This window comes from Chelativorans sp. ZYF759 (assembly GCF_012911015.1).
Classification (GTDB): domain Bacteria; phylum Pseudomonadota; class Alphaproteobacteria; order Rhizobiales; family Rhizobiaceae; genus ZYF759.
Map to the genome: position 1 here is coordinate 95,978 of NZ_WVVV01000004.1, position 25,496 is coordinate 121,473.

Here is a 25,496-nt window from a genome sequence, read left to right on the forward strand (position 1 = left end):
CGGCTCAGCTCCCCCCTCCCGCCGCTACTGGCCGACGCGGCGCAACACCCGCGCCGTCACCCCGGCTGCCAACAGCGCGATTGCGGCGCAGATCATCGCCGCCGTCGACATCCCCTCCGCGAAAGCCACACGGGCCGCGGCCGCGAGTGTTTCTCCCGCGGATCCGCCCAGCGCCTCCGCCTCCACCAGCGCGGTGCCGACGGTGCCGGTGGATGCCATCGCCGTATTTTCCGGCATGGCGCCGCCGAGATTCAGGCGGTAGAGCGCGGTGACGAGACTACCGAGAAGCGCGATGCCGAGCGCCCCGCCGAGTTCCGAACTCGTCTCCGCCATGCCCGCGGCCGAGCCCGCACGGTCACCCGGGGCCGCGCCGATGATGAGGTCGGTGGCCAGTGTGAAGACGGGCGCCAGCCCAATCGACAGGATGAACAGGGCAGACACGGTGAGCGGCAGCGAGAACGCACCGGCCGCGACAGAAAGCAGAGCGAAGCCGCAGGCCGCCACCGTCAGCCCCGTCGCCATCAGATAGGCCGGCCGCACGCTTCCCACCATTGCCGGGGCCGCCATGGCCCCGATGATGAAGCCCACGGCCGAGGGAAGCGACCAGATGCCGGCCATCAGGGGCGAGAGGCCAAGCACCAGCTGGAGGTAAAGGGCGATCAGCAGGAACGAGCCGAAGGCCACGAAGAACGACACCAGATTGACGCCCAGCGAGGCGCTGAAGGCAGGAACCCGCAGGAGCGAGAGGTCGATGAGCGGATCGTCGAGCCGTGTCTGCCGGCGCACGAAGATCCAGCCTGCGGTGAGCCCTGCCGCCATGATGGCGAGCGACTGCATGTCGAGCCCGCCTTCGGCCGCCGCCTTCACCCCGTAGATGACGCCCAGCACAGCGAGGACGGAGAGTGCCGCGCTGGTCAGGTCCAGCCGACCCGCCTCGGGACTGCGGTACTCGGGCAGAAGCAGCGGCGCCAGCACGAGCAAGAGGACCATGACCGGCACCGCGATCAGGAACACCGATCCCCACCAGAACCAATTGAGGAGCACGCCGCCGACCACCGGCCCGATGGCCGCGCCGGCCGAGAAGCTGGCGATCCAGACGCTGATCGCGAAGGTCCGTTCGCGGGCGTCATGAAACATGTTGCTGATCAGCGAAAGCGTGGATGGCGCCAGCGTCGCGGCGGCGAGGCCGAGCAGCGCGCGCGCGACGATCAGCATGGTCGCGCTGGTCGAAAACGCCGCCAGCACCGACGCCGCGCCGAAGGCCACGGCACCGATCATCAGGAGACGCCTGCGGCCGATCCGATCACCCAGCGTGCCCATCGTGATGAGCGCGCCGGCAACCATGAAGCCATAGATATCCACGATCCACAGCATCTGCGCCGCGCTTGGGCGCAGGCTGATGTCGATCTGCGGCACGGCGAGATTGAGGACCGTCAGGTCCATGGAATAGAGCATGCAGGGCAGCGCGATGACGGCGAGGCCCAGCCAGTCCTTGCGGGTGGCCTTCCGGGGCACGAAGGCGCTGGCGGATGGCATTTCGATTGTCGACATTCGGGATTTCCTTGCTCGACGGCCGCGGTCGACCTAGAACGCACCGGGCCGGCCGGTTCCGACACGGGACGGGCTTCTTAGCCGCCCCGTGCTGACAGCATGGCTTCAGCATCGGTCGTGTTTCGACAGTGCTGCCTCCCTCGCCGATGGCAGCGCATCTGGTTCCCGCCGCCGCCCGAAACGGGATCGCGATGGCTGGAAAACGCCATCGCCAGACGAAGAATGGAAAGCACCGGCGCCCGACCGCCACTAGTCTGCGAAACCACGCCCCGCCTCCGAAACCTGTTTGCCCAGAGGACTTCATGCCGCTCACACCCAACCGCGACATCTTCATCACCTGTGCCGTGACTGGCGCAGGCGACACGACCGCCCGATCGCCCCATGTGCCGATCACGCCCCGGCAGATCGCCGACTCGGCCATCGACGCGGCCAGGGCCGGCGCGGCAATCGCCCATATCCATGTGCGCGATCCGGAGACGGGCGCGCCGGCACGGCGGATCGAGCTCTACGAGGAGGTGGTCGAGCTGATCCGGGCTTCCGGCACAGACATGGTGCTGAACCTGACCGCCGGCATGGGCGGCGACCTGACGCTGGGCTCACCCGAGGCGCCGCTGCCGCCGTCCGACAAGGGCACCGACATGGCCGGCGCGACCGAGCGGCTCGAACATGTGGCGAAGCTGAAGCCCGAGATATGCACGCTCGATTGCGGCACGATGAATTTCGGCGAGGGCGACTACATCATGGTCAATTCGCCGGCCATGCTGAAGGCGATGGCCGCCGGCATCCGCGATCTCGGCGTGCGCCCCGAGATCGAGATCTTCGACGGCGGGCATCTGGTGCTGGCCAAATGGCTGAAGGACCAGGGGCTGATCGACGATCCGGTGATGGTGCAGCTTTGCATGGGCGTGCCCTGGGGGTCGCCCGACGACATCGCGACCTTCATGGCGCTGGTCAACAATCTGCCCGCGGGCTGGACCTTCTCGGCCTTTTCGATCGGCCGCAACCAGCTGCCCTATGCGGCGCTCGCCGTGCTGGCCGGCGGCAACATCCGGGTGGGGCTCGAAGACAATCTCTGGCTCGGCAAGGGGGAACTGGCCACCAACGGACAGCTGGTCGAGCGCGCGATGCAGGTCGCCCACGGCATGGGCTGCCGGGTGATCGGCCCCGATGAAGTACGCGAAAAACTCAAGCTGACGAAGCGGTGGTAGACATGCAGGACATTCGCAAGGCCGCCTGCATCGGCGGCGGGGTGATCGGCGCCGGCTGGGTGGCGCGGCTGCTGTTGAACGGCATCGATGTGGCGCTCTTCGATCCGGCGCCCGATGCCGCGCGCAAGGTCGAGGAGGTGATGGCGGGCGCACGACGCGCCTATGGTGCCATGACCGACACGCTGCCTGCGGAAGGCCGGCTGACCCTTGCGGCAAGCATCGAGGATGCGGTGAAGGAGGCCGATTTCATCCAGGAAAGCGTGCCGGAACGGCTCGACCTGAAACACAAGGTGCTGGCGGAGATCGACGCCCGTGCACGACCCGACGCGCTGATCGGCTCGTCCACCTCGGGCCTGAAGCCGACCGACATGCAGGCGCCGATGACCCATCCCGAAAGGCTGGTCGTCGCCCACCCCTTCAACCCGGTCTATCTGCTGCCGCTGGTCGAGATCGTGGCCGGAGAGAAGACCGACCCGGCCATGGTGGAGAAGGCGAGGAACGTCTATGCCGCCATCGGCATGAAGCCCGTCGTCATCCGCAAGGAGATCGAGGCCTTTGTCGGCGACCGCCTGCTGGAGGCTTTGTGGCGCGAGGCGCTGTGGCTGATCAAGGACGGGGTGACGACGGTCGAGGAGCTGGACGACATCATCCGCTATTCCTTCGGCCTGCGCTGGGCGCAGATGGGCCTGTTCCAGACCTACCGCATCGCCGGCGGCGAGGCCGGCATGCGCCATTTCATGGCCCAGTTCGGGCCGTGCCTGGAATGGCCGTGGACCAAGCTGACGGATGTGCCGGAACTGACCGACGAGCTGGTCGACACGATTGCCACCCAGTCGGACGAACAGGCCGCCGGGCTGTCGATCCGCGAACTGGAGACCATCCGCGACGACAATCTGGTGGCCATCATGCGGGCGCTGGCGGCGAGCCAGGGCGGCAAGGGCTGGGGCGCCGGCGAGGCGCTCAACAGCTATGCAAAGCAGCTGAAGGACCGCGCCGGCATTCGTTAAGCGTCAGGCGCGCTCCATCGCGATGGCGATGCCCTGGCCGACGCCGATGCACATGGTGGCGAGTGCCAGCTTGCCGCCACGCTCATGCAACTCCAGTGCGGCCGTGCCCGAAATGCGGGCGCCCGACATGCCGAGCGGATGGCCGAGCGCGATGGCGCCGCCATTCGGGTTCACATGCGCCGCGTCGTCGGCGATGCCGAGATCGCGCAGTGTCGCGAGGCCCTGCGAGGCGAAGGCTTCGTTGAGCTCGATCACGTCGAAATCACTCGGCTTGATGCCGAGCCGCGCGCAGAGCTTCTTCGTTGCCGGGGCAGGACCAAAACCCATGATGCGCGGCAGGAGGCCGGTCGCCGCACCGCCCAGCACGCGGGCGATGGGGGTGAGGCCATATTTCTTGACCGCCGCTTCCGAAGCCACGATCAGCGCCGCCGCGCCGTCATTGACGCCCGACGCATTGCCGGCCGTGACCGTGCCGTTCTCGCGGAAGGGCGTGGCCAGCTTGCCGAGTTTTTCCACCGTCGTGCCGGCGCGCGGATGCTCGTCCTTGTCCACGACGATCGGATCGGCCTTGCGCTGCGGGATGGTGACCGGGACGATCTCCTTGGCGAGACGCCCGCTTTCCTGTGCTCGAACCGCCTTTTCCTGGCTGCGCACGGCAAAGGCGTCCTGGTCGGCGCGGCTGATGGAAAAGTCCTCGGCGACGTTCTCGCCGGTCTCCGGCATGGAATCGATGCCGTACTGCTTCTTCATCAGCGGGTTGACGAAGCGCCAGCCGATGGTGGTGTCGTAGATCTCGGCGTTGCGCGAGAAGGCCGTCTCGGCCTTGGGCATCACGAAGGGCGCGCGCGACATGGATTCCACGCCGCCGGCGATCATGATCTCGGCCTCGCCCGACTTGATGGCGCGGGCGGCAATCGTCAGCGCATCCATGCCGGAACCGCAGAGCCGGTTGACGGTCGAGCCGGAGATCTCCTTCGGCAGGCCGGCCAGAAGCAGCGCCATGCGCGCGACGTTGCGGTTGTCCTCGCCGGCCTGGTTGGCACAGCCATAGACGACATCGTCGATCGCCTGCCAGTCGACATTGGCGTTGCGCTCCATCAGCGCCTTCAGCGGGATGGCGCCGAGATCGTCGGCGCGCACGGAGGAGAGCGAACCGCCGAAGCGGCCGATGGGGGTGCGGATATAGTCGCAGATATAGGCGTCGGCCATGTCAAACCTCCGGTACGTTGAGATCGGCGATGTCGCCATCGATATGCAGTTTCGCGCCGGTGACGGCCTGCAGTTCCTCCAGGCTCATGCCCGGCAGCTTGTCGCGCAGGACGAAATGCTTGTCGACCACGTCGATCACCGCCAGGCTCGTATAGATGCGGGTCACGCAGCCGACGCCGGTCAAGGGCAGCGAGCAGCGCTCGACCAGCTTGGGCTGGCCCTTCTTGGTGACGTGGTCGGTGACCACCCAGACCTGCTTGGCGCCATGGACGAGGTCCATCGCGCCGCCGACGGCCGGGACCGAGCCCGGGCCGGTGCTCCAATTGGCGAGATCGCCATTCTCGGCAATCTCATAGGCGCCGAGCACGGCGACATCGAGATGACCGCCGCGCACCATCGCGAAGCTGTCGGCATGATGGAAGAAGGACGCGCCGGGGTTCAGCGTGACGGCCTTCTTGCCGGCATTGATGAGGTCCCAGTCCTCGGAGCCGGCGGGCGGGGCCTCGCCGAAATCCAGAATGCCGTTTTCGGTGTGGTAGGTCACCTCGCGGCCTTCCGGCTTGAACTTGGCGATCATCTCCGGAAAGCCGATGCCGAGATTGACATAGGCGCCGTCCGGCAGGTCCTGCGCGGCGCGCCAGGCGATCTGTGCGTTAGTCAGCTTGGCGCTCATCACTTGGTCTCCTCGCGCAAGAGGGCTTCTTCCTGGGCAGGATTGGGCACCTCGACGATCTGGTTCACGAAGATGCCGGGCGTGATGACCTGTTCGGGGTCGATCTGGCCGGGCTCCACGATGCGGCTTGCCTGCACGATGGTCGTGGTGGCGGCCATCGCCATCAGCGGCGAGAAATTGCGCGCCGCCTTGCGGTAGGTGAGGTTACCCTTACTGTCGGCCGTCTCCGCCTTGAGGATCGCAACGTCGGCCTTCAGCCAGCGCTCGCGCACATAATGCTTGCCGTCGAATTCCTCGACCGGCTTGCCGTCTGCGACGTCGGTGCCGTAGCTCGACGGGGTGTAGAAGGCCGGGATGCCCGCCCCGCCGGCGCGGATGCGCTCGGCCAGCGTGCCCTGCGGGACCAGTTCGAGCCCGATCTCGCCCGCCAGATAGCGGTCGGTGAAGGCTTTCGGGTCCGACGAGCGCGGGAAGGAACACACCATCTTGGCCACCATGCCGGCATAGATCATGGCCGCGATGCCGACCGCGCCATTGCCGGCATTGTTGTTGATGACGGTGATGTTGGCCGGCGAGCCGGTCTTCTTGTAGCGGTCGACAAGGGCGTGGATTAGCTCGATCGGCGCGCCCGCGCCGCCGAACCCGCCGATCATCACGGACATGCCGTCCGAAATGCCGGCCACCGCCTCCTCGAGGCTGGGGCAGATCTTGTTCATGTGCAGTTCCCGCTTCCCTGGTCCGCGCCACAACGTTCGTATTGCGAACAAAAGTTTCTCATGCGATACATGACTAGTCGCAAGCAGGTGAGGAGTCAATGGAAGAGGGCGAGCACAGGGACATTGTCGGCTCGCTGGCGAAGGGGCTGACGGTCATGGAGATCCTGGCCGCGCACCGCGCCGGGCTGACGCTCTCCGAGGTGGCGGAAAAGGCCTCACTCACGCGCGCCGGCGCGCGAAGGCTGCTGCTGACGCTCGCTTCCAGCGGCTATGCAACGCAGGACGGCCGACGTTTCCTGCTCTCCCCTCGCCTGATCTCGCTGGCCCGCAACTGGGTTTCCGGCGCCTCGCTGTGGAGCTTCGCCGAGCCGATCATGCGCGAGGTGTCCGAACGGCTGGGCGAATCCTGCTCGGCCGCCGTCTTGTCTGGCCATGACGTGGTCTATGTCGCCCGCGTGGCGGGCGCGCGCCTCGTCTCGGTCGGGCTGCATGTCGGCACCAGGCTGCCGGCCCACTGCACCTCGATGGGCCGCGTGCTGCTTTGCGAACTCCCCGACGCCGAACTCGCCGAATTCCTCAGCTCCGCGACCATCGAGAAGAAGACCGAGAAGACGATCACCGATCCCGCCGCCCTCACAAACGCGATCCGCAAGGCGGCACAGGACGGTTTTGCGATCGTCGACGAGGAGCTGGAGATCGGCCTGCGCTCGCTGGCCGTGCCGATCCGCGATCTCTCGGGGCGCATCGTGGCGGCGATCAACGTCTCGACCCAGTCGGCCCGCACCAGCGTCGACGAGATGGAGGAGAAGTTCCTGCCGTTGCTTAGCCAAGCGGCGGGCCGGATCGAGGATTATTTCGTGGTGCAGTGAGGCTCAAGCGGCTTCATGCCGCCTCGGGCGGGCGGCGGCGCAGCAGGGAACGCATCTTGCGGGCAAGCTCGGCCTGCAGCCTGCCATCGGCCGCCTGCCGCGCGGCTTCCGCATCGTCCGGCAGCGCCAGAAGCGCGTCGACCAGCGAGCCCTCGCCCGCACTGGCGGGGACTTTTTCCGGGGCTGGATGCGCCCCCTGCGGCCGGTTGTCTTGCTCGTTCCTCATCATGGCGCGGGATATAGCACCCGTCCCGTGACGCTCGGAAGACAAGCTCTTGACGTTCCCGTGACCATTTGGAGATGGATTTTGCGGGGGCGGACAAAATGGTTAATGGGGTGAGGCGACACAAGTTCTCAGTTGATGCCGGAACAGCACCACACTTGCTTTCGCCTACGACATTCTGATCTAACCAAGACAACCGCAGCGCGAGCGCACCATGCAGCCTGATCTGTCCTTTAAGTCTGATCTCGTCCGTCGAGTGCGCAATCTCGCCCTTGGACCGAAGACGCCCTCAAACGCTTTGGTGCCGATCTTCGAGGCCATTTACAACTCGCTGCATGCGATTCAGGACCGCTTCGGAGATCAGTGGTGCACCGCCGGCCGCATTGCCATTGCGATGATCGACTACGGCGGGTCTTCTCCCAGCGTTGAGATTCGGGATAACGGCGTCGGATTGGATGACGAGAATTTTGTTTCGTTCCGTACCTACGACAGCGACCATAAGGCCAGGAGGGGCGGAAAAGGCGTAGGGAGGCTTTCTTGGCTGAAGGTTTTCGACCATGCGGCCGTCGTGAGCGACTTTCTCGGCGTCGACGGGAAAATGTACCGGCGACAGTTCGCCGTCGCGCTAGACAATGCCAGCCCGATCAGAAACTACTCCTTGGCTCCCTCCGAAGCTACTGCAACTGGGACGTCCATCCAACTGATGAGCATGAGACCGGAATACGTCCGGCACATGCCCACAAAGATGGATACAATCCTTCGCAAGATTGTCGCACACTTTCTGCCCTACCTCGTCGCTCAGGAAGTGCCGTCTATAACCATCGAGACTGACGAAAGTAGCCAAGACCTCGTCGAGGTTCTTGCTTCCAAGAAGGTGGAACTCGGCACAGACGATTTCGATATTGCTGAGAGCGGCAACCTGACCATTACCCACAATCTATTGGATCGCGGTGTCGTAGAGGGCAAAGCAGCACACAAAATCTACCTGGCCGCCAACGGCCGTGTCGTCGCGGAGTACGAGATTGGGCTACCCCTCGGACTCAACACATACGTCGAGCGGGACGGCGAGCAATATGTATATGCCGGGGTTATTTCAGGCGAGATGCTGGATCAATCTGTGAACACAGAAAGGACGGCCTTCGACCTAGAGGACGATCTGATCGATGAGATCAAGAGAGCAGCACTGACGGGGATCCGGCAAATCTTATCCCCCCAGATTGGACGGGTCATTCAGCGCCAGACAGAGCTTACCCGAAACGTCATCAAGAAGTACCCACGGTTTTCATACCTGGTCGGCGACCCCCGTGCCTTCGTCGAGGCCAAGGTACCACGAAACTTCAACTCTGCAGAACAAATCTATCAGCAACTCGCGATCTATGACTACAGAGAAAACCGCGACCTCGAGAGAAAGGTCGAAACTATGTCTCGGGGTTCGGAGGATGACGATCCCGTCGAGGCCGGTGTTGCGACCCTCCTCAACCGCCTTTCACAGCAGGAGTTCTCAGTTCTGGCCGATTACACGGTTCGCAGAAAAATTGTCCTCGACTTGCTTGAAAAAAGGCTGGGCTACAAGCCCGATGGAACCATGAAGCACCACGCCGAGGAGGCGCTGCACAAATTCGTCGTGCCGATGAAAGTGACGAGCACCGACGTTCATATCGATAGCCACAATCTCTGGATAGTCGACGATAAGCTCACCTACTATGAGCATTGGGCGTCCGACAAGCAGATGAAGAGGATCATTAAGGAAGAAGGGTCATCGAATCGGCCCGACGTTCTTCTCTTTAACGGCCGCACTGCATTCCACCGACCAGGCACCGATCAGCCCGTCGTAATTATCGAATTCAAGAAGCCTGCGCGCAATGAGTACAATGAGGATGAAAATCCGTTTACTCAGATATACGGATACATTGAGGAACTGCGAGGTGGCGCCGCCGCAGACAGGGATGGCGGAGTTATCCAGGAGGTCGACAACAAAACTCCGTTCTTCTGCTACATCATAGCTGACTTGACGCCAAACCTACGCAAGTGGCTGAGAATGGCGCAGATCAACGTTCCACTGCCCGGCGGCGGCGGCTTCTACGGGTACAACCCTGAGTACAATGCATTCATACAAGCTCTCAGTTATAGGTATGTCCTCAAGGACGCGCGGCTCCGCAATGAGGCCTTCTTTAAGCGACTCAAGATCTAAGGTGCCGCTGCAAAAACCCCGCTTGGACTCCCCTCACACATACCTGTTCACCACATTCTCCAGCCATTCCTGCCGACCCGAGACCGGCTTGGGATCGAGCCCCTCCTTCAGCGCGCGGGCGGAGATCTCTTCCAGCGTGCGTTCGCCCTTGAGCATGGCCTGGGCTTCCGCACCCTGCCAGCCGGCGTAGCGGTCGCTGAGCGGCTTCGAGAGCGCTTCGTCCTCGATCATCTTCGCGGCTGCCTTCAGGCCGCGGGCGCAGCAATCCATGCCGCCGATATGGGCGTGCAGCAGATCGGCCGGGTCGAGCGACTGGCGACGCAATTTGGCGTCGAAATTGGTGCCGCCGGTGGTGAAGCCGCCCCCCTTGAGTATCTCGTAGAAGGCCAGCGCCATCTCGGGCACGTTGTTGGGGAACTGGTCGGTGTCCCAGCCCGACTGGTAGTCGTTGCGGTTCATGTCGATGGAACCGAAGATGCCGAGCGCATTGGCCAGCGCCAGCTCGTGCTCGAAGGAATGGCCAGCCAGGATCGCGTGGCCCTGCTCGATGTTGACCTTGACCTCGTCCTCGAGCCCATAGCGCTTGAGGAAGCCGTAGACGGTGGCGACGTCGAAATCATACTGGTGTTTCGTGGGCTCCTGCGGCTTGGGCTCGATCAGGATCGTGCCCTTGAAGCCGATTTTGTGCTTGTACTCGACGACCATGGACAGGAACCGGCCGAGCTGGTCGAGCTCCTGGCCGATATTGGTGTTGAGCAGCGTCTCGTAGCCCTCGCGCCCGCCCCACAGCACGTAGTTCTCGCCGCCGAGGCGCTGGGTCACGTCCATGCAGGCCTTCACCGTGGCCGCCGAATAGGCAAAGATTTCCGGATCGGGATTGGTGGCAGCACCCGCCATGTAGCGGCGGTTGGAAAAGAGATTGGCCGTGCCCCAGAGGAGCTTGATGCCGGTCTCGCTCATCTTGGAAGCGAAATAGTCGCCGATCTCGTCGAGCCGCGACACGCTTTCCTTAAGCGTGGCGCCCTCGGGGCGCACGTCGGCGTCGTGGAAGCAGAAATAGGGCACGCCGAGCAGCGAGAACATCTCGAAGGCAACGTCGGCCTTCTGGCGCGCCAGGTCCATCGTGTCGGCCGGAAACCACGGGCGCTCGAACGTCTCGCCGCCGAACGGGTCGTTTCCGGGCCACACGAAATTGTGCCAGTAGCAGACCGCAAAGCGCAGATGGTCCTCCATGCGCTTGCCCAGCACCATCTCGTCGGGATCGTAATGGCGGAAGGCCAGATCGTTGGCGCTCTGCGGGCCTTCATGGGTGATGGGGCGGATGTCGCCGAAATAGCCTGTGCTCACGAGGAAACTCCCTTGATGGCTGGGTAAAGAGCGCGGAAACGCGCGTAGGAATCGTCGAAGGCGCCGACCAGATCGCGGTCGGGCTCGATCGAAAGGGCGGTGGCGGGCGGCGTGCAGACGGAGAGCGGATCGGCCTTCTCCGCCGCGATCAGACCAAGCCGCGCGGCGCCGAAGGCGGCCCCGAATTCGCCGGAAGCCGGCACGTCGACGGGGATGTTCAACGCCGTGGCGATGGCCTTCAGCCAGTAGGGCGAACGCGAGCCGCCGCCGGCCGCGGTGACGCGGTGAAGCGTGGTGCCGGCGGCCTTCAGCGCCTCCAGATTGTCGCGCAGCGCAAAGGCCACGCCTTCGAGCACGGCCTGGGTCAGAACAATTCGGTCGGTCTGGTGGGCAAGCCCGACAAAGGCGCCACGAATGGTCGCGTCATTGTGGGGCGTGCGCTCGCCGGACAGATAGGGAAGGAAGGTCACGCCGGTCGGCGCGCGCAGATCATCGCCCAGCGCGCCGGTGAGCTGCGCGGCATCGGTGCCGGTCACGCCTTCGAGCCAGTTGAGGCAATCGGTGGCCGACAGGATGACGCCCATCTGGTGCCAGGTCGCAGGCAGCGCGTGGCAGAATGTGTGGACGGCACTTTCCGGGTTGGGCAGGTAGGCATCATTGGCGGCAAAGAGCACGCCGGACGTGCCGAGCGAGACGAAGGCGCGGCCGGCAGCCACGGTGCCCATGCCGCAGGCGGACGCCGCATTGTCCCCTGCCCCGCCGGCCACGACCACCGGGCCGGACAAGCCCCAGCGCGAAGCGAGTTCGGCGCGCAGGTGCCCGCCGGGCTCGGTGCCCTCAACCAGGCGCGGCATGTGGGCCTCATCCAGATCGGTGGCGGCCAGGAGCTCGGGCGACCAGGCGCGCCTTTCGACGTCGAGCCAGGCGGTGCCGGCCGAATCCGACATCTCCGAGATGTGCTCGCCTGTCAGCCAGAGGCGCAGATAGTCCTTTGGCAGCAGCACCTTGGCGACGGCTGCGAAGATTTCGGGTTCGTTGTTCCTGACCCAGGCGAGCTTGGGCGCGGTGAAGCCCGGAAAGACGATGTTGCCGGTGATTTTGCGGAACAGAAGATCGGCGTCGAGCGCGGCGGCCTCGACATGGCTGCGGGTGTCGTTCCACAGGATGCAGGGCCGAAGGACATTGTCGGAAGCGTCCAAGAGGGTCGCGCCGTGCATCTGGCCGGAGAGGCCGATGCCTTTGACGGCGGCAAGCTCGCGGCTGTGCTGCGCCTTCAGCGCGTCGAGCGCGGCCCCCGTTGCGGCGATCCAGTGTGCGGGATCCTGTTCGGACCAGCCGGGGACCGGACGCGAGACATCGAGATGGCCGGTGCCCGCGCCGATCACCTTCTGGTTGGCGTCGATCAGCAGAGCCTTGACCCCGGACGTGCCGAGATCGATACCCAGGAACATGGTTTCCTCCCACGGGCCGCGCCTCCCAAGCGGGCCTTTCGGCAGGACTAGCAGAAATCGCCGACCCTGCCATCCGATTTTTTTCGCATCACAAAATAAATCGGAAGCGGCAGGCTTTTCAAGTCGCCGACAGCTTTGCGGCGCGGGCGGCGAACAGGCCGCTGAGGGGACTGTGGGCGCGCGCGGACTGCCGCTCCGCCGTCAGAAGCCCCGCCAGTTCGTTTTCCCCTGCCCTGATGGCGGCCTCGATCAGGGTCAGTTCGAGGACGTCGCGCTGGGCGTGGCTGCCGCCAAACCGGCTGGCCAGCTTGCGGATCGGCAGGAGATGGCGCGTGGCGGCGGCGTAGTCGCCCCGGCCGAAGGCGACAATGGCGAGTGTCGCCGGGTGCCCCACATCGCGGGTGAAGACCACATTGTCGCCCGCGCCCGCCAGCGCCGCTTCCTGCGCCTCCACGAGCGCATCGAGGTCGCGCCAGCGCCCGGCGCCGACAAAGGCCATCGCGGCATGGACGTCGTTGAAGGCGTAATGGCCGCCGGGCCTTGCCGCCTGCCAGTTGTCGGCCAGCGTGCCCCATCGCTCGCCCGCATCCACGCCGCCCAGATGCAGCCGCCACAGGATCGCCGAGGCGTCGACCATGTTGAGCGCCAGCGTCGATCGGCTGCCATAGATCGGCCCGTCATAAAGCGCCAGCACCTCGTCGGCCTCGCCCAGCTCGTAGTGATAGAGCGCCAGATGCCACCAATTATGGACCTTGAGGAAGCTGTCGGCCGACCAGTTGTCGACATTGTCGCGCATCCAGGCGATGCCGTCGCGCTGGCGGCACTGCATTTCCATCACATGGGCGACCGCATGATGCGCCCAGCCGTCGCGCGGCTCCAGCTCGAGCGCCCGGCGCCCCTCGGCTTCGGCGCGCGCATAATCCGCGTTTTCCTCCAGCCCGAAGGCGTGCATGCCGAGAATGGCGTGAAAGCCGGGCATGGTAGCGTCCCACGCAGGCAGTGCCGCCGCGATCCGATCGCGCAGCATGACCGAACTGCCGGTGAAGAAGTCGATCTGGTGGCCGACCTGCAGCGCCAGCACGTCACGCGGGTGGTCGCGCGTCAGCGCCGCCAGCATCCCGCCCGCTTCGTGCCATCGGCCCGCCGCGAGCGCCGACAGCGCGCCGACGTGGCGCGCCTCGCGCTGGTTGGCGGCCAGCGCCTGCGCCGCCGCTGCTGCCTTGCGGGCGGTCTCGGCGGCCGCCGCTTCCGTCGACAGGGCGAAGAGATAGCCTTTCAGGACATGCGCCATGACGAAATCCGGCCGGGCGGCGAGGGTCGAGTTCAGCCTGGCCACGGGATCGCCCACGAAGCACTGCAGCCCCGCCAGTGCCTGGTGATAGGTTTCGAGGCTCCCGGCGTCGGCGCCGGTTACCTCGAGCCCGAGAATGTCCTTCATGTCGAATCCGCCATCATGCCGCGATCTGGCGATGGTAGCGCGGTGCCCGCGGTCACGCCATGGTCCTCGTTCATTGATCCCGGTCGCCCCCCGCCGCTATAAGCAGCCATGGATACGCGCGCGGCCCGGGAACTGGGCAGTCATCTGGCGGCCGATGAGAAACTGCTCTGGGCGGGTGCCCCGGATCGGACGCGCTATGCCTTGCACGGTTTCGGCCCGTCGCCCGTTGCCCTGGCTGGCATGGCCTGCCTTGTGCTTGCCTGGTGGGCGCTGGTGCTGCTGGTCCTGCCGCGTATGGTCGCGCTCGAGTTCGGCGCCTTTCTGGTGCTGATGCTCGCGGTGCCGGGCATGGCGGCAGCCGGGCTGCTCGCGATGCGCCCGCTGCGCCGGTGGTCCGAGGCCAGATACGTGACCTATGGCCTCACCGACCGCCGCGCGGTCATGCTCGTGGGCGGCGCCAACTCGCGCATCGAGGATGCCGCGCCGTCGCGCTTCGCCGATGCCCCCCTCACCCGTGAACATGGAAACGGCGCCACCACGGTTCTTTTCATCCGCGAGCCGCGATCGCGTGGCCTCCACGACACGCCGCCATCGACCGGCATGGGCGAGCTCGGGGGCTTCATTGCCGTGGCGCACGGACCGCAACTGCTCGCCGAACTGAAGCGCCTGAGCCAGGATCGGGCGGGCCGCGATGCATCCGATGCCAGCCAAGGGTAACGTCTCGTAAAGGGGTGGAGCCGATTGTGACTGAAGCCCGACGGCTGATTCGCGAAAACGAGGGGCTCGTGCGAAGATCAGCGGTTGGCGCATTCGGATTTTTGGGGACAGTTGGGGTAAACATGTTTCACAATCAGTCGCTTATCGTCGCAGAACCGCAGCGCGCAGTGGTTCTTTTTCCGCTGTCCAGGCAATCCAGAGAGATCGAGGATCTGGCCCGGCGTCTGGCGCGCAAGCGCAGCCAGGCCGCCGCCGACCGCGAATGCGCGCGCGTCTCCGACGCGATGTTTGCCCGTCTGGCGGCGCTCGGGCTGAGCGAATGCGAACAGGACGAGGCGGTCGGCGCCTTTTTCCACGAGGTCGATTGCGAGGTCGACAGGCTGCTTCTGGAAAAGGCGCCGGGCTGCGCCTGCTGCAAGGAGGCCTGAGCGACCCCCGACCGCAGGCCGCCGCGGCATACGGGAACCGATAACGCCTTCGTCTGTTCTTCTGAGGAGGCAATCGAGGGCGGCATGAGCGACGGCAACGAGGACATTCGAGGACGCGGCGCCGAATGGCCATCGCAGATTCCCCGGCTGGGCTGGCGGGACATAATGTGGCGCATGATCGCGCGCTTCAACGAGGATCGCGTCATGCTGATCGCGGCCGGCGCGACCTTCTATCTTCTTCTCGCGCTGTTTCCCGCCCTGGCTGCCTTCGTCTCCATTTACGGCTTCTTCGCCGATCCCACGACGATCGCCGGCCATCTGAGCATGCTCGCCGGCATTCTGCCTCAGGGCGGGCTCGAGCTGATCGAGGGCCAGCTGATGGAGTTCGCCCGCGAGGGCCAGGACACGCTGGGCATCAGCTTCCTGATCGCCTTCGCGGTCGCGTTCTGGAGCGCCAATAACGGCGTGAAGACGCTTTTCGAGGCGCTTAACATCGCCTATCGCGAGCGCGAGAAACGATCCTTCGTGGCCCTCAACCTGTTGTCCTTCGTCTTCACCATCGGCGTCATGCTGGTGGCCGTCGTGCTGATCGCCGTGGTGGGCATCCTGCCGGCATTGCTGGCGCTGCTCCCGGTCGACGAGTTCACGGATCTCATCCTGCGCTATGCGCGCTGGCCGATTCTCCTGGTCGTGGCGGGCATCGGCATTTCCGTCCTGTATCGCTTCGGGCCCAGCCGCGCGCGCGCGCAGTGGCGCTGGGTGAGCTGGGGCAGCATGCTGGCCTGCCTGGTCTGGATCGTGGCCTCGGCCGGCTTTTCCTTCTACCTCCAGGGTTTCGCCGACTACAACGCCACCTATGGCTCGCTGGGGGCCGCTATCGGCTTCATGATGTGGACATGGATTTCGGTCATGGTTCTGCTGGTCGGCGCGCAGCTCAACGCCGAGATCGAACACCAGACGGCGGTCGACACGACGACGGGCAAGCCCCGGCCCATGGGCAGGCGCGGCGCCGTGATGGCCGATACGCTCGGCCCGTCGGTGGATGAGGACGCCGAGACGCAGCGTCCGCAGGGTTGAGCGGAAGCGAAGCGCCGGCGGCCTGCCGCCAGCCGGCAAAAGGTGCCCGGGCCACGCTTGACAGGCCGGACGCACCCCCCTTATATCCGCCCGTCCTCGCGACCACCCCACCGCCCTTCGGCCGGCCCGGGGACACGGGGCGGAGTAGCTCAGTAGGTTAGAGCAGAGGAATCATAATCCTTGTGTCGGGGGTTCGAATCCCTCCTCCGCTACCATTGATCCCGGATAGGAAAATCAATCACATAGTCGGAACGGAGGTTCCGGTAATGTGAGACATCTCGCGGCGATGCACGTGGAGATGTCTCGTGGCTGGCATTTTCCGGCGTGATGGTCGCTACTACGTCCAAGCCAGGTTCTCCCGTCATGTGGCAGCCTTCTGGGTCGCCATCCCTATCGCGCTTCGTACCCGAACAGCCGCCTTGGAATCGACCTCCAACGAAATCATCAGGGTGGGAAGCTGATGCGTTCGAGCTCAGCAGACACTGGCAGCTATGCGCCCTCAAGCCCAACGTTCAGTTCAGCTTCACCCTCACCCACAAGCGGACATTTGAACAAGCAACCGTGTGTTTCGCAGCGGAACCAAGATCGGCTCCGCGTGGACGGCGTGAAGACGTTCAACGGTTTCATCGTCGACGTGCCTGGTCTAGCCTTTCCAGGCCGTGTGGAAATTCTGACAGAAGGAATAGGATGGTGCGTCTTGCAATGATCGGCCTCGGCCGGATGGGAGCCAATATCGCGCGCCGGCTGATGCTCGGCGACCATGAGATCGTCGCCTTCGACCGCGATGCTGGCGCGGTCGCCACGCTCGCTGGTGAAGGCGCCATCGGAGCGAGTTCGCTCGAAGAAGTCGTCGCCAAGCTCACTGCCCCGCGTATCTTCTGGGTGATGCTCCCGGCGGGCGTTGCTACCCAAAGCGCGGTCGACGCGCTTATGGAATTGTCCGAGCCTGGCGACATCATCATCGATGGCGGCAACAGCTTCTACAAGGACGACATCAAACGTGGTGCCGCAGCAAAGGACAAGCAGCTCCACTACGTCGATGTCGGCACGTCGGGCGGGGTCTGGGGGCTTGAGCGCGGCTATTGCATGATGATCGGCGGTGACAAGGAGATCGTCGACCTCCTGGATCCAATCTTCGATACCCTCGCGCCTGGCCTTGGCTCGGTCGTCCGCACCACCGGTCGCGACGCGTCCGACGATCGCGCCGAACGCGGCTATATCCATGCCGGCCCCACCGGCGCCGGCCATTTCGTCAAGATGGTCCACAACGGGATCGAATACGGCCTGATGCAGGCCTATGCCGAAGGCTTCGACATTCTCAAGAGCAAGTCCTCCGAACGGCTCGCGCCCGAGGAACGCTTCGACATCAACCTGACCGACGTTGCCGAAGTCTGGCGCCGCGGGAGCGTGATCTCTTCGTGGCTGCTCGACCTGTGCGCTATCAGCCTGGTCGAGGATCCGATGCTCGAACAGTTCTCCGGCCATGTCTCGGATTCGGGCGAGGGACAGTGGACGATCGACGCGGCGATGGAGGAAGCCGTCCCGGCCTATGTCCTCTCGGCGGCCTTGTTCGCGCGCTATCGCAGCCGCGTCGACCACACTTTTGGCGACAAGCTTCTCTCGGCGATGCGCTTCGGCTTTGGTGGGCATGTCGAGATGCCGCAGTGAACGAGGCGGATAGACGCGCCTCGGCTGCCGGGCGGACCGTCTCCAGCAAGCCGAGGCTGAGCGGAGCAAGCCGTGCACCTTCACAGCAGCATCCGCACCGCGCCGCGCCCCGGATGTCGCTAGGGTGAATAAGAAACAGAACGTTTGACCGACCGCTGATGCGGGCCGGCCAATGGCCAACAGTTGGTGCTCGAGCCGGGCCGATACGGGCGGTTATCGCCTCGAATTCTCCTGCATGACTGGACCGCCGATGAACACCAAAACGGATTTCGGGCAAAGCGACCACGGTCAGGCGACCGGCCAGGTCCAGCGGCTTCTTCGTGTGGAAGCGCTTTCGGTGTTCGCAGCCAGCACCGCGCTCTTTTTCCTGTTGGGCGGCGAGCTCTGGATATTCGCCCTCCTGTTTTTTGCTCCAGACCTCAGTCTGGTTGGCTATGTGGCGGGCAGGAAGGTGGGCGCGGTTCTGTACAATGCCGTCCACAGCTACATCTTGCACGCCGCGCTGGGCGTCGCCGGTGTTCTGACCGGTAACGCCATGCTCTGGCAAGTCGCCCTGATATTCGTGGCTCATGCCGCCTTCGATCGCAGCCTGGGCTTCGGGCTCAAATATGCCGCCGGCTTCCGCCACACCCACCTCGGTTCGATCGGCCGACCCGGCCGGGACGAAGCACGCGATGCAGTTCGAAATGCGGGTAAGCGCGATCACCGATTGGATCCACAGCAATAAGGTCCGGCGACCAGAGACCGAAAACCTGGTCGGAATGCCTGGCTGCAAGCAGGTGTCCGCAAGATCGGCACGTTCATGGCAGCTTCCGCGCCGCGGCAAATTTGCCAAAACGCTAGAACCGTCACGTGACGCAGGCGCGTGTTCCGACCAGATGAGATCGCGGCTGCTCAGACCCCGCCAATTTCTCGGCCTGATCAATCTGGCTTGCAAGGAGACATCCAATGGCAACCATCACGACATCCGACGGGACTACCCTCTTCTACAAGGACTGGGGGCCGAAGGACGCGCAGCCTGTCGTGTTCCATCATGGCTGGCCGCTCAGCGCCGACGACTGGGACAACCAGATGCTGTTCTTCCTCTCCGAGGGCTTTCGCGTGATCGCGCATGATCGGCGTGGCCATGGCCGATCCGACCAGACCGATACCGGCAACGATATGGACACCTATGCCGCGGACGTGGCCGAGATCGCCAAGGCGCTCGATCTGCGCGACGCGGTCCATATCGGCCATTCGACCGGCGGCGGCGAAGTCACGCGCTATGCGGCCCTGGCCGAGCGTGGCCGGGTGGCGAAGGTCATCCTGATCGCCGCGATCCCGCCGGTGATGGCTCAGTCCGATGCGAACCCGGACGGCGTTCCCATGGCGGTCTTCGACGGATTGCGCTCCGCCCTGGAGACAAATCGCGCGCAGTTCTATCGCGATCTGCCGAGCGGGCCCTTCTACGGCTTCAACCGAGAGGGCGCGAAGGTCAGCCAGGGGCTGGTCGACAATTGGTGGCGCCAGGGGATGGCCGGCGGCGCGAAGGCGCATCATGACTGCATTGTGGTGTTTTCGGAGACGGACTTCACGGAGGACCTGAAGGCACTCACCATTCCCGTGCTGATCATTCACGGCGAGGATGATCAGATCGTCCCAATCGAGAATTCGGCGCACAAGGCGATCAAGCTTGTCAGTGACGGCACGCTGAGGACCTATCCCGGCCTTTCGCACGGGTTGTTCGCCACGCATCCCGAAGTGGTGAACCCGGACATGCTGGCCTTCATCCGCGCCTGAGACGGCTTCGACCGAGATGATCGGCGGCCGCACGGATGGCGACCGCCGATCGGCGCTTCCGGATAGTCTCGGCTTTCGAGGCGAGTGTGTTCGGTGCTCTAGCAAGCGTTGGCAAGCCGTGCTCGATGCTGGAAGATGACGCATGGAAACCATGAATATCATCAAGGTCGCGATCGCCGGTTTCGGGGGCGTGGGCCGCGCCACGGCCAACCTTCTCCTGGCCCGCCGCGACCGCTACCGGCAGGTCCATGGTGTCGACTTGCGCCTCGTCGCGGTCTGCGGATCGCGATCCGGATTGGCCGATGCAGGCGGCCTGGAGCCCGAGCTTCTGGACGCGCTCGAGCCGGGCCTCTCGGGTCCGGCATTCATCGAGGCAAGCGGCGCCGACATTCTCATCGAGGCTGGCCCCAGCGATTTCCGTACCGGCGGGCCGGGCCTCGCCTACATCCATTCGGCGCTGTCGGCCGGACGCGACGCCATCGTCATCTCGAAGGGCGCACTGGTCCATAGCGGGCCGGAACTACGGGCCCTCGCGCGTTCCACAGGCGCGATGCTGAAGCTCAGCGGCGCGGCCGCCGCCGCGCTGCCGACGATCGACCTCATCGAGCACAGCCTGAAGGGCTGCGAAGTGCTCGAAATCGAAGGCATTTTGAACGCCACCACCAACTATTTGCTCGACGCGATGATGAACCAGAAGCTCGGCTTCGAGGAAGCCCTGGCGCGCGCCCAGGCGGGCGGTTTCGCCGAAGCCGACCCACGCAACGACACCGAGGGCTGGGACACCGCCAGCAAGCTGATCCTGATCGCCAATTTCGGCCTCGACGCCGACCTGACGATGGATGATCTGGTCGTCGAGGGCATTCAGTCGGTGGCCGCGCGCGACATCGAAACGTGGCGGAAGCAGGGGCTCGTTCCAAAACTCGTCGGAAGCCTGGTCCGGACGGATGGCGCGACGCGGGCGGCCGTCGGTGTCCGGACCTACCCACTGAGCGATCCGCTCGCGCAAGTGTCGGGAAAGAACAAGGCAATCCGCATCACCACGGACGCAATGGGCGAGACGATCGCCATCGGGTCCGGAACCGAGCCTCTCGCCACCGCGGCCGCCGCGCTCAAGGATCTCGAACACATCCTGACGGCAAGAGCAGCGCGGGGCATCGGCGGTTAGGCAGGAGAGCAATGACAGTGAAGACCGTGCAGGCCATCCGGCACATAGGCTTCGAGGACCTGGGCAGCTTCGCGGCCCCCTTGCGAGAGGCCGGCTACGACATCGAATACATCGATGTGGCAGAGCGCGACCCGGCAACGCTCGACCCTCTCGGCGCCGATCTCCTGGTGGTTCTGGGCGGCCCGATCGCAGTCTACGACCATGACGCCTATCCGGTCGTCACCGAGGAGATAGGCCTGCTGCGGGCGCGGCTCGCGGCCGACCGGCCGACGCTCGGCATTTGTCTCGGCGCGCAGTTGATGGCGGCGGCCCTCGGCGCGCGCGTCTATCCGGGTCCGGCTAAGGAGATCGGCTGGTCGGCACTCGATCTATCGGACACGGCATCGCCCAACCCTCTTGCCGCGCTGCGCGACGTTCCCGTGCTTCACTGGCATGGCGACACGTTCGACCTGCCGGAAGGCAGCACTCTGCTCGCTTCCACCGCGCTCTGCACAAATCAGGCCTTTTCGCGCGGACCGAACGTGCTCGGCCTCCAGTTCCACCCGGAGCTCCTTGGCGCGCGGTTTGAGCACTGGCTTCTGGGCCACGCGAATGAACTGGCCAGCGCGGGCATCGATCCCATCACGCTGCGCCGCGATGCACAGCGATATGCCGACGATCTCGAAACGGCCGGAGCGGCCATGCTGACCGACTGGCTGTCGTATCTCGAGCATTGACACCGTAGCGAGCAGCGCCTCGCATCGACCATGACAGCGAAAGGACCCCATTATGACCAAACCAACTCCGATTTTCCCCGAAGGACGGCAAGAGCTGTACAAAAAGAACCGATACTCGGCCGCGATCCGGTCTGGTGATCTGTTGTTCGTGTCAGGACAGGTGGGCAGCCGCGAGGATGGCAGCCCGGAACCGGATATCGCCGCGCAAATCAGGCTGGCTTTCGACAATCTGGGTGCGGTTCTGACTGCAGCGGGCTGCACGTTCCGCGATGTGGTCGACGTCACGTCCTTTCATGTCGACCCCGAACGCCATGCAGGGCTGATGATGGCCGTCAAGGACGAGGTCTTTCCCGGCCCCGACTATCCGAACTGGACCGCGGTCGGCGTGACCTGGCTTTCGGGCTTCCACTTCGAGATCAAGGCCATCGCGCGCATACCTGCTTGAGGCTGAACGCAACCCGACAGGCACAGTCCCCAGTCATCTCACATGCTGAAGGGTCGCTCGCCCGCGCAACACGTCAGCTTCGGTGCACCGGATCACGGACCGCCCGGCGGTAGTCGGTCGGGCTCATGCGCTGGTGCTTGAGGAACACACGGGCGAGCACCTGGTTCGACGAATATCCCACCTCCTGCGCGATCTCGGTGACCGACATGTCCGTCGTCTCGAGGAGCTCGCAGGCCTTCTCCATCCTCAGTCGCGTCAGATAGACCCGAGGCGGCACGCCGACGCTTTGCCTGAACATGCGTGCGAAATGGAACGGAGACAGCCGCGCCTCGGCCGCCAGTTCGTCGAGGCCGATGTCTTCCGAAAGCCGCGCATGCAGCAGTTCCAGACAGCGCCGCTGCGCCCAAGGAGCAAGCCCTCCGCGCGCTGAGGCAAGCGGCGAACCGGCCAAATTGCAAAGCTCGGCCAGAATTTCGCAGCCGGCGGCCTGCGCCAGCAACCGCGAAGGTGCCCCCTCGTCGTCACAAAGGCGCCAAAGCTGGCGCTGCGCTGACCGGATTCTGGACGAGTTGAACGTTCCTCGGTGTAGTGCCCCGAAATCGAGGTGGGTAGCCCGCTGAGGAATGTCCTCCACAAGCCGCGTCCAATATGCGATCGGGAAGGCAATCGAACGAACATGGTGATCACTGTCGACGCTGATCGAGTTGGCGAAGTTTGGCGCGGCCAGCAAGAGATCCCCCGGGCGGGTCGTCGCACTGAAACGACCTGAGCCGAGGTCGGCGTTGACGGCAAAGCCACCCCTCAGATCGTAATGCAGGACCAGGTCGGGTACGGCGGGGTCCGACATTTCGACTGCAGGCATGGCAGTTTCCATCATGTTGAGGAAGCCGCCGGAGCTCTTGATGGTGCGCACATAGGGCGCAAATGGACCATCACGGAACCACTGCACGAAGGAGGAATAGGCATGCACAGTCATGCTGTGTCTCCTATGCGACCTGCAGCCCTACGTTCCTAGCCGCGCATACTGCACGCTCCGGGATCGATCGCGCGACATGGGTCAAAGCAAGAATTCTTCCCGGGGGTCGCACGCGAAAGGCAATGCGGCGAGGCTCGTATTCGGCCACCCGAAAAATATCCGTTGAAGGTTGCTTCAACCTCTGTCGCTTGATGGTTGAAACGCTACCGTCTCATCCACGATGGAGGAACTCTGGATGGAACGCAAGAGTATCGACGGCAAAAAGAAGCGAAACCCGAGCGGTGCGGCGGTCATGCAGCCTGAACTGACCACCGCGCTGTACAGGGCATTGTTCGAAGAGTGGGCAGAGACCGGATATGCCGCAGTGAGCCTGGAGCGTGTGGCTGCCAGGGCGGGCGCGGGCAAGGCGGCTATTTACCGTCGCTGGCCATCTAAACTGGAGTTCGCGTGCGAAGCGATACAAAGCGTCGAAGTGATGCGGCTGGGTTCCCACGACCAGGGGTCTCTGCACGCGGATGTCACCGCACATCTGCGAGCAACGCGCGCGGTGCTGAGACATCCTCTCGTCTGTCGAATTGTCCCCGATCTGGTGGCTGAACGTTTGCGGTCGAAAGACCTGGCTACGATGCTGGATCGCATTTCCGAGGCGCGGCGTCAGTTCGGACATCGGCTTCTGGACCGCGCCATTGCCCGCAACGAACTGCATGCGGACCTCAACAGGGAGCTCGCGCTCGATCTACTCTTTGCCCCCCTCTACTCGCGCATGATCGTCCGAGGGAAAAACTGCACGGGCGCCGACCTGCAGAGACTGGGCATAGCCGTTGAAGCCGCCATAAAGGCCTGCTGAACCGGCATTTGCACCAGGCAGTGTGAGCACGCAGTAGGCCGGTCTTGTTCAACCGCGCGATCGTCCGTCCGTCTCCAACCTTGGGTTGTTCATCGCAAGAACTGCTTCGTCACAGCAGGCTCCGCGACGCTTTGCCGGTGTGGCTCGATATTATCGAGCCACAGACGTGAATGGCGCGGAAGGGTCCGGTCAATACGCTGCCAGCCGGCACCCGGTGGGAACCCAGGAAAGAGCTGACGATGCCTCCACACGACGATCAGAAGCTGCGCTTGACAACGACCGCCGGCGCGCCGGTTTCCGACAACCAGAACAGCCTGACCGCCGGCGATCGCGGTCCGGTCCTCCTGCAGGACTGGCAGTTGATCGAGAAGCTGGCCCACCAGAACCGCGAACGGATTCCCGAGCGGGTGGTCCACGCCAAGGGCTGGGGCGCGCATGGCACGTTGAGGATAACGGGCGACATATCGCACCTGACCTGCGCCAAGGTGCTGCAGCCCGGCACCGAGACGCCCATGATCGCGCGGTTCTCGACGGTTGCCGGAGAAATGGGTGCCGCAGACCATGAACGGGACGTCCGCGGCTTCGCGCTCAAGTTCTATACCGAAGAAGGCAACTGGGATCTGGTGGGCAACAACACGCCGGTCTTCTTCGTTCGTGATCCGCTCAAGTTTCCCGACTTCATTCACACTCAGAAGCGCCACCCGCGCACCAATCTGCGATCGGCGACGGCGATGTGGGACTTCTGGTCCCTATCGCCGGAGAGCCTGCATCAGGTGACGATCCTCTTCTCCGACCGCGGCCTGCCGGTCAGCCCGATGCACATGAACGGCTACGGCAGCCACACCTACAGCCTGTGGAACGACAAGGGCGAGCGGGTCTGGGTCAAGTTCCACTTCAAGACGTCACAGGGCCATCGCCACTACACGAATGCCGAGGCGGAAGAGGTGGTTGGAAGAACCCGGGAAGGTTACCAGGAAGCGCTGTTCGGCGCGATCGAGGCGGGAGAATTCCCGTAATGGATCGTGCAGGTGCAGATCATGACACAGGCCGAGGCGGAGGAATTTCCCTCCAACCCGTTCGACCTGACCAAGGTCTGGCCACATGCCGAATTTCCGCCGATCGACATCGGCGTGCTCGAACTCAACCGCAATCCCGACAACTACTTTGCCGAGATCGAGATGCTCGCCTTCAGCCCGTCAAACGTCGTTCGCGGCATCGGCCATTCGCCCGACAGAATGCTTCAGGGCAGGATATTCGCCTATGCGGATGCCCATCGCTACCGACTGGGCACGCACTACGAGGCGCTGCCGGTCAACCGACCGCGATGCCCGGTCCATCACTACCACAAGGACGGGGCGATGCGCTTCTTCGGCAACATGCCCAACGCGGACGCCTATTACGAGCCGAACAGCTTCGCCGGCCCGGTGGAGGACGTCGCGTTCGGCGATCCGCCGCTCGCGATTGAGGGACCGGCTGCCCGGTTCGATCATCGGGACGGGAACGACGATTTCAGCCAGCCGCGCGCGCTGTTCCTGCTGTTCGACGACGGGCAGAAGGCCCGCCTGTTTGCCAACGTCGCCGCCGCAATGAAGGGCGTCCCGGACTTCATTGTCGAACGCCAGATCGAGCTTTTCCGCCAGGTCCATCCGGATTTCGCCGCCGGAATCTGCGCTGCTCTGGATGCAGTGGACCCGCAATTCTGATCACGTCCGGCCGTCCCCCTCCCGCCGGAACGTGTGCCGACGAGAGCGCCAAGCCCCGCCCCTCCCCAAGCGCTCTCGTCGGCCCTCACCGG

23 protein-coding genes, 1 tRNA gene and 1 pseudogene are annotated in these 25,496 nt (G+C 64.4%); 16 read left to right on the forward strand and 9 right to left on the reverse strand.

Annotated elements, in window-relative coordinates:
- Positions 1 to 24: 24 nt before the first annotated feature.
- A complete protein-coding gene (locus tag GRZ55_RS08320; RefSeq protein ID WP_246734603.1) occupies positions 25 to 1,551 on the reverse strand; it encodes an MFS transporter in 1,527 nt (508 codons plus the stop codon).
- A gap of 302 nt (positions 1,552 to 1,853) precedes the next feature.
- On the opposite strand from GRZ55_RS08320, the gene GRZ55_RS08325 reads away from it, so the two are divergent.
- Together GRZ55_RS08325 and GRZ55_RS08330 are read left to right on the forward strand one after the other, a co-directional pair.
- On the forward strand, positions 1,854 to 2,759 hold the full coding sequence (locus GRZ55_RS08325) for a 3-keto-5-aminohexanoate cleavage protein (RefSeq protein ID WP_169286447.1): 906 nt from the start codon (positions 1,854 to 1,856) through the stop codon (positions 2,757 to 2,759).
- A gap of 2 nt (positions 2,760 to 2,761) precedes the next feature.
- Entirely contained in the window at positions 2,762 to 3,766 is a 1,005-nt protein-coding gene (locus GRZ55_RS08330; RefSeq protein WP_169286448.1) for a carnitine 3-dehydrogenase, read from the forward strand.
- A gap of 3 nt (positions 3,767 to 3,769) precedes the next feature.
- Here GRZ55_RS08330 and pcaF read toward each other — a convergent pair whose 3' ends face one another.
- Genes pcaF through GRZ55_RS08345 form a run of 3 tightly spaced genes read right to left on the reverse strand, consistent with a single transcriptional unit; the run spans position 3,770 to position 6,364 of the window.
- Positions 3,770 to 4,975, reverse strand: a complete 1,206-nt coding sequence (gene pcaF, locus GRZ55_RS08335) for a 3-oxoadipyl-CoA thiolase (protein WP_169286449.1) — start codon at positions 4,973 to 4,975, stop codon at positions 3,770 to 3,772.
- A gap of 1 nt (position 4,976) precedes the next feature.
- On the reverse strand, positions 4,977 to 5,648 hold the full coding sequence (locus tag GRZ55_RS08340) for a 3-oxoacid CoA-transferase subunit B (protein ID WP_169286450.1): 672 nt from the start codon (positions 5,646 to 5,648) through the stop codon (positions 4,977 to 4,979).
- Complete coding sequence (locus tag GRZ55_RS08345) at positions 5,648 to 6,364, reverse strand: 3-oxoacid CoA-transferase subunit A (protein ID WP_169286451.1); 717 nt, start codon at positions 6,362 to 6,364, stop codon at positions 5,648 to 5,650. The genes GRZ55_RS08340 and GRZ55_RS08345 overlap by 1 nt, the downstream gene beginning before the upstream one ends.
- A 98-nt stretch (positions 6,365 to 6,462) precedes the next feature.
- Between GRZ55_RS08345 and GRZ55_RS08350 the strand changes: the two genes are divergently transcribed.
- A complete protein-coding gene (locus GRZ55_RS08350) occupies positions 6,463 to 7,233 on the forward strand; it encodes an IclR family transcriptional regulator C-terminal domain-containing protein (RefSeq protein WP_169286452.1) in 771 nt (256 codons plus the stop codon).
- A 13-nt stretch (positions 7,234 to 7,246) separates the two neighbouring features.
- On the opposite strand, the gene GRZ55_RS08355 is transcribed toward GRZ55_RS08350, so the two are convergent.
- A complete protein-coding gene (locus GRZ55_RS08355; RefSeq protein WP_169286453.1) occupies positions 7,247 to 7,462 on the reverse strand; it encodes a hypothetical protein in 216 nt (71 codons plus the stop codon).
- A gap of 208 nt (positions 7,463 to 7,670) precedes the next feature.
- On the opposite strand from GRZ55_RS08355, the gene GRZ55_RS08360 reads away from it, so the two are divergent.
- The gene (locus GRZ55_RS08360; RefSeq protein WP_169286454.1) at positions 7,671 to 9,647 is read left to right on the forward strand and encodes a type I restriction endonuclease; all 1,977 of its coding nucleotides are present in this window, start codon (positions 7,671 to 7,673) and stop codon (positions 9,645 to 9,647) included.
- 33 nt (positions 9,648 to 9,680) lie between these two features.
- Here the strand turns inward: GRZ55_RS08360 and xylA are convergent, their stop codons facing one another.
- From xylA to GRZ55_RS08375, 3 genes are all read right to left on the reverse strand, one after another.
- Entirely contained in the window at positions 9,681 to 10,994 is a 1,314-nt protein-coding gene (xylA, locus tag GRZ55_RS08365; RefSeq protein WP_169286455.1) for a xylose isomerase, read from the reverse strand.
- The gene (gene xylB / locus GRZ55_RS08370) at positions 10,991 to 12,445 is read right to left on the reverse strand and encodes a xylulokinase (protein WP_169286456.1); all 1,455 of its coding nucleotides are present in this window, start codon (positions 12,443 to 12,445) and stop codon (positions 10,991 to 10,993) included. The genes xylA and xylB overlap by 4 nt, the downstream gene beginning before the upstream one ends.
- Positions 12,446 to 12,563: 118 nt before the next feature.
- Positions 12,564 to 13,883: a tetratricopeptide repeat protein gene (locus tag GRZ55_RS08375; protein ID WP_169286457.1), complete on the reverse strand. Its 1,320-nt coding sequence runs from the start codon at positions 13,881 to 13,883 to the stop codon at positions 12,564 to 12,566.
- A gap of 108 nt (positions 13,884 to 13,991) precedes the next feature.
- On the opposite strand from GRZ55_RS08375, the gene GRZ55_RS08380 reads away from it, so the two are divergent.
- The 10 genes from GRZ55_RS08380 (at position 13,992) to GRZ55_RS08425 (ending at position 21,878) form a co-directional block, all read left to right on the forward strand.
- Entirely contained in the window at positions 13,992 to 14,600 is a 609-nt protein-coding gene (locus GRZ55_RS08380; protein ID WP_169286458.1) for a hypothetical protein, read from the forward strand.
- A 122-nt stretch (positions 14,601 to 14,722) separates the two neighbouring features.
- Positions 14,723 to 15,028, forward strand: coding sequence for a DUF6074 family protein (locus GRZ55_RS08385; protein WP_169286459.1), 306 nt, complete (start codon positions 14,723 to 14,725; stop codon positions 15,026 to 15,028).
- Positions 15,029 to 15,112: 84 nt separating this feature from the next.
- The gene (locus GRZ55_RS08390) at positions 15,113 to 16,105 is read left to right on the forward strand and encodes a YihY/virulence factor BrkB family protein (RefSeq protein WP_169286460.1); all 993 of its coding nucleotides are present in this window, start codon (positions 15,113 to 15,115) and stop codon (positions 16,103 to 16,105) included.
- A 138-nt stretch (positions 16,106 to 16,243) separates the two neighbouring features.
- Positions 16,244 to 16,320, forward strand: a tRNA-Met gene (locus GRZ55_RS08395).
- Positions 16,321 to 16,795: 475 nt separating this feature from the next.
- A complete protein-coding gene (gnd, locus tag GRZ55_RS08400; protein WP_169286653.1) occupies positions 16,796 to 17,773 on the forward strand; it encodes a phosphogluconate dehydrogenase (NAD(+)-dependent, decarboxylating) in 978 nt (325 codons plus the stop codon).
- Between the two features lie 172 nt (positions 17,774 to 17,945).
- Positions 17,946 to 18,500, forward strand: a complete 555-nt coding sequence (locus GRZ55_RS08405) for a DUF4260 domain-containing protein (RefSeq protein ID WP_246734604.1) — start codon at positions 17,946 to 17,948, stop codon at positions 18,498 to 18,500.
- A 221-nt stretch (positions 18,501 to 18,721) separates the two neighbouring features.
- Positions 18,722 to 19,552 (forward strand): alpha/beta fold hydrolase, encoded by an 831-nt coding sequence (locus GRZ55_RS08410; protein WP_169286461.1) that lies wholly within the window; start codon positions 18,722 to 18,724, stop codon positions 19,550 to 19,552.
- 142 nt (positions 19,553 to 19,694) lie between these two features.
- The gene (locus GRZ55_RS08415; RefSeq protein WP_246734605.1) at positions 19,695 to 20,717 is read left to right on the forward strand and encodes a homoserine dehydrogenase; all 1,023 of its coding nucleotides are present in this window, start codon (positions 19,695 to 19,697) and stop codon (positions 20,715 to 20,717) included.
- 11 nt (positions 20,718 to 20,728) lie between these two features.
- On the forward strand, positions 20,729 to 21,433 hold the full coding sequence (locus tag GRZ55_RS08420) for a glutamine amidotransferase (protein ID WP_169286462.1): 705 nt from the start codon (positions 20,729 to 20,731) through the stop codon (positions 21,431 to 21,433).
- A 52-nt stretch (positions 21,434 to 21,485) separates the two neighbouring features.
- The gene (locus GRZ55_RS08425) at positions 21,486 to 21,878 is read left to right on the forward strand and encodes a RidA family protein (RefSeq protein WP_169286463.1); all 393 of its coding nucleotides are present in this window, start codon (positions 21,486 to 21,488) and stop codon (positions 21,876 to 21,878) included.
- Positions 21,879 to 21,951: 73 nt separating this feature from the next.
- On the opposite strand, the gene GRZ55_RS08430 is transcribed toward GRZ55_RS08425, so the two are convergent.
- Complete coding sequence (locus tag GRZ55_RS08430) at positions 21,952 to 22,854, reverse strand: AraC family transcriptional regulator (RefSeq protein WP_169286464.1); 903 nt, start codon at positions 22,852 to 22,854, stop codon at positions 21,952 to 21,954.
- A gap of 235 nt (positions 22,855 to 23,089) precedes the next feature.
- On the opposite strand from GRZ55_RS08430, the gene GRZ55_RS08435 reads away from it, so the two are divergent.
- Both GRZ55_RS08435 and GRZ55_RS08440 read left to right on the forward strand, forming a co-directional pair.
- The gene (locus tag GRZ55_RS08435; RefSeq protein WP_169286465.1) at positions 23,090 to 23,701 is read left to right on the forward strand and encodes a TetR-like C-terminal domain-containing protein; all 612 of its coding nucleotides are present in this window, start codon (positions 23,090 to 23,092) and stop codon (positions 23,699 to 23,701) included.
- 239 nt (positions 23,702 to 23,940) lie between these two features.
- A pseudogene (locus tag GRZ55_RS08440) lies at positions 23,941 to 25,404 on the forward strand (catalase).
- Positions 25,405 to 25,496: the final 92 nt, after the last annotated feature.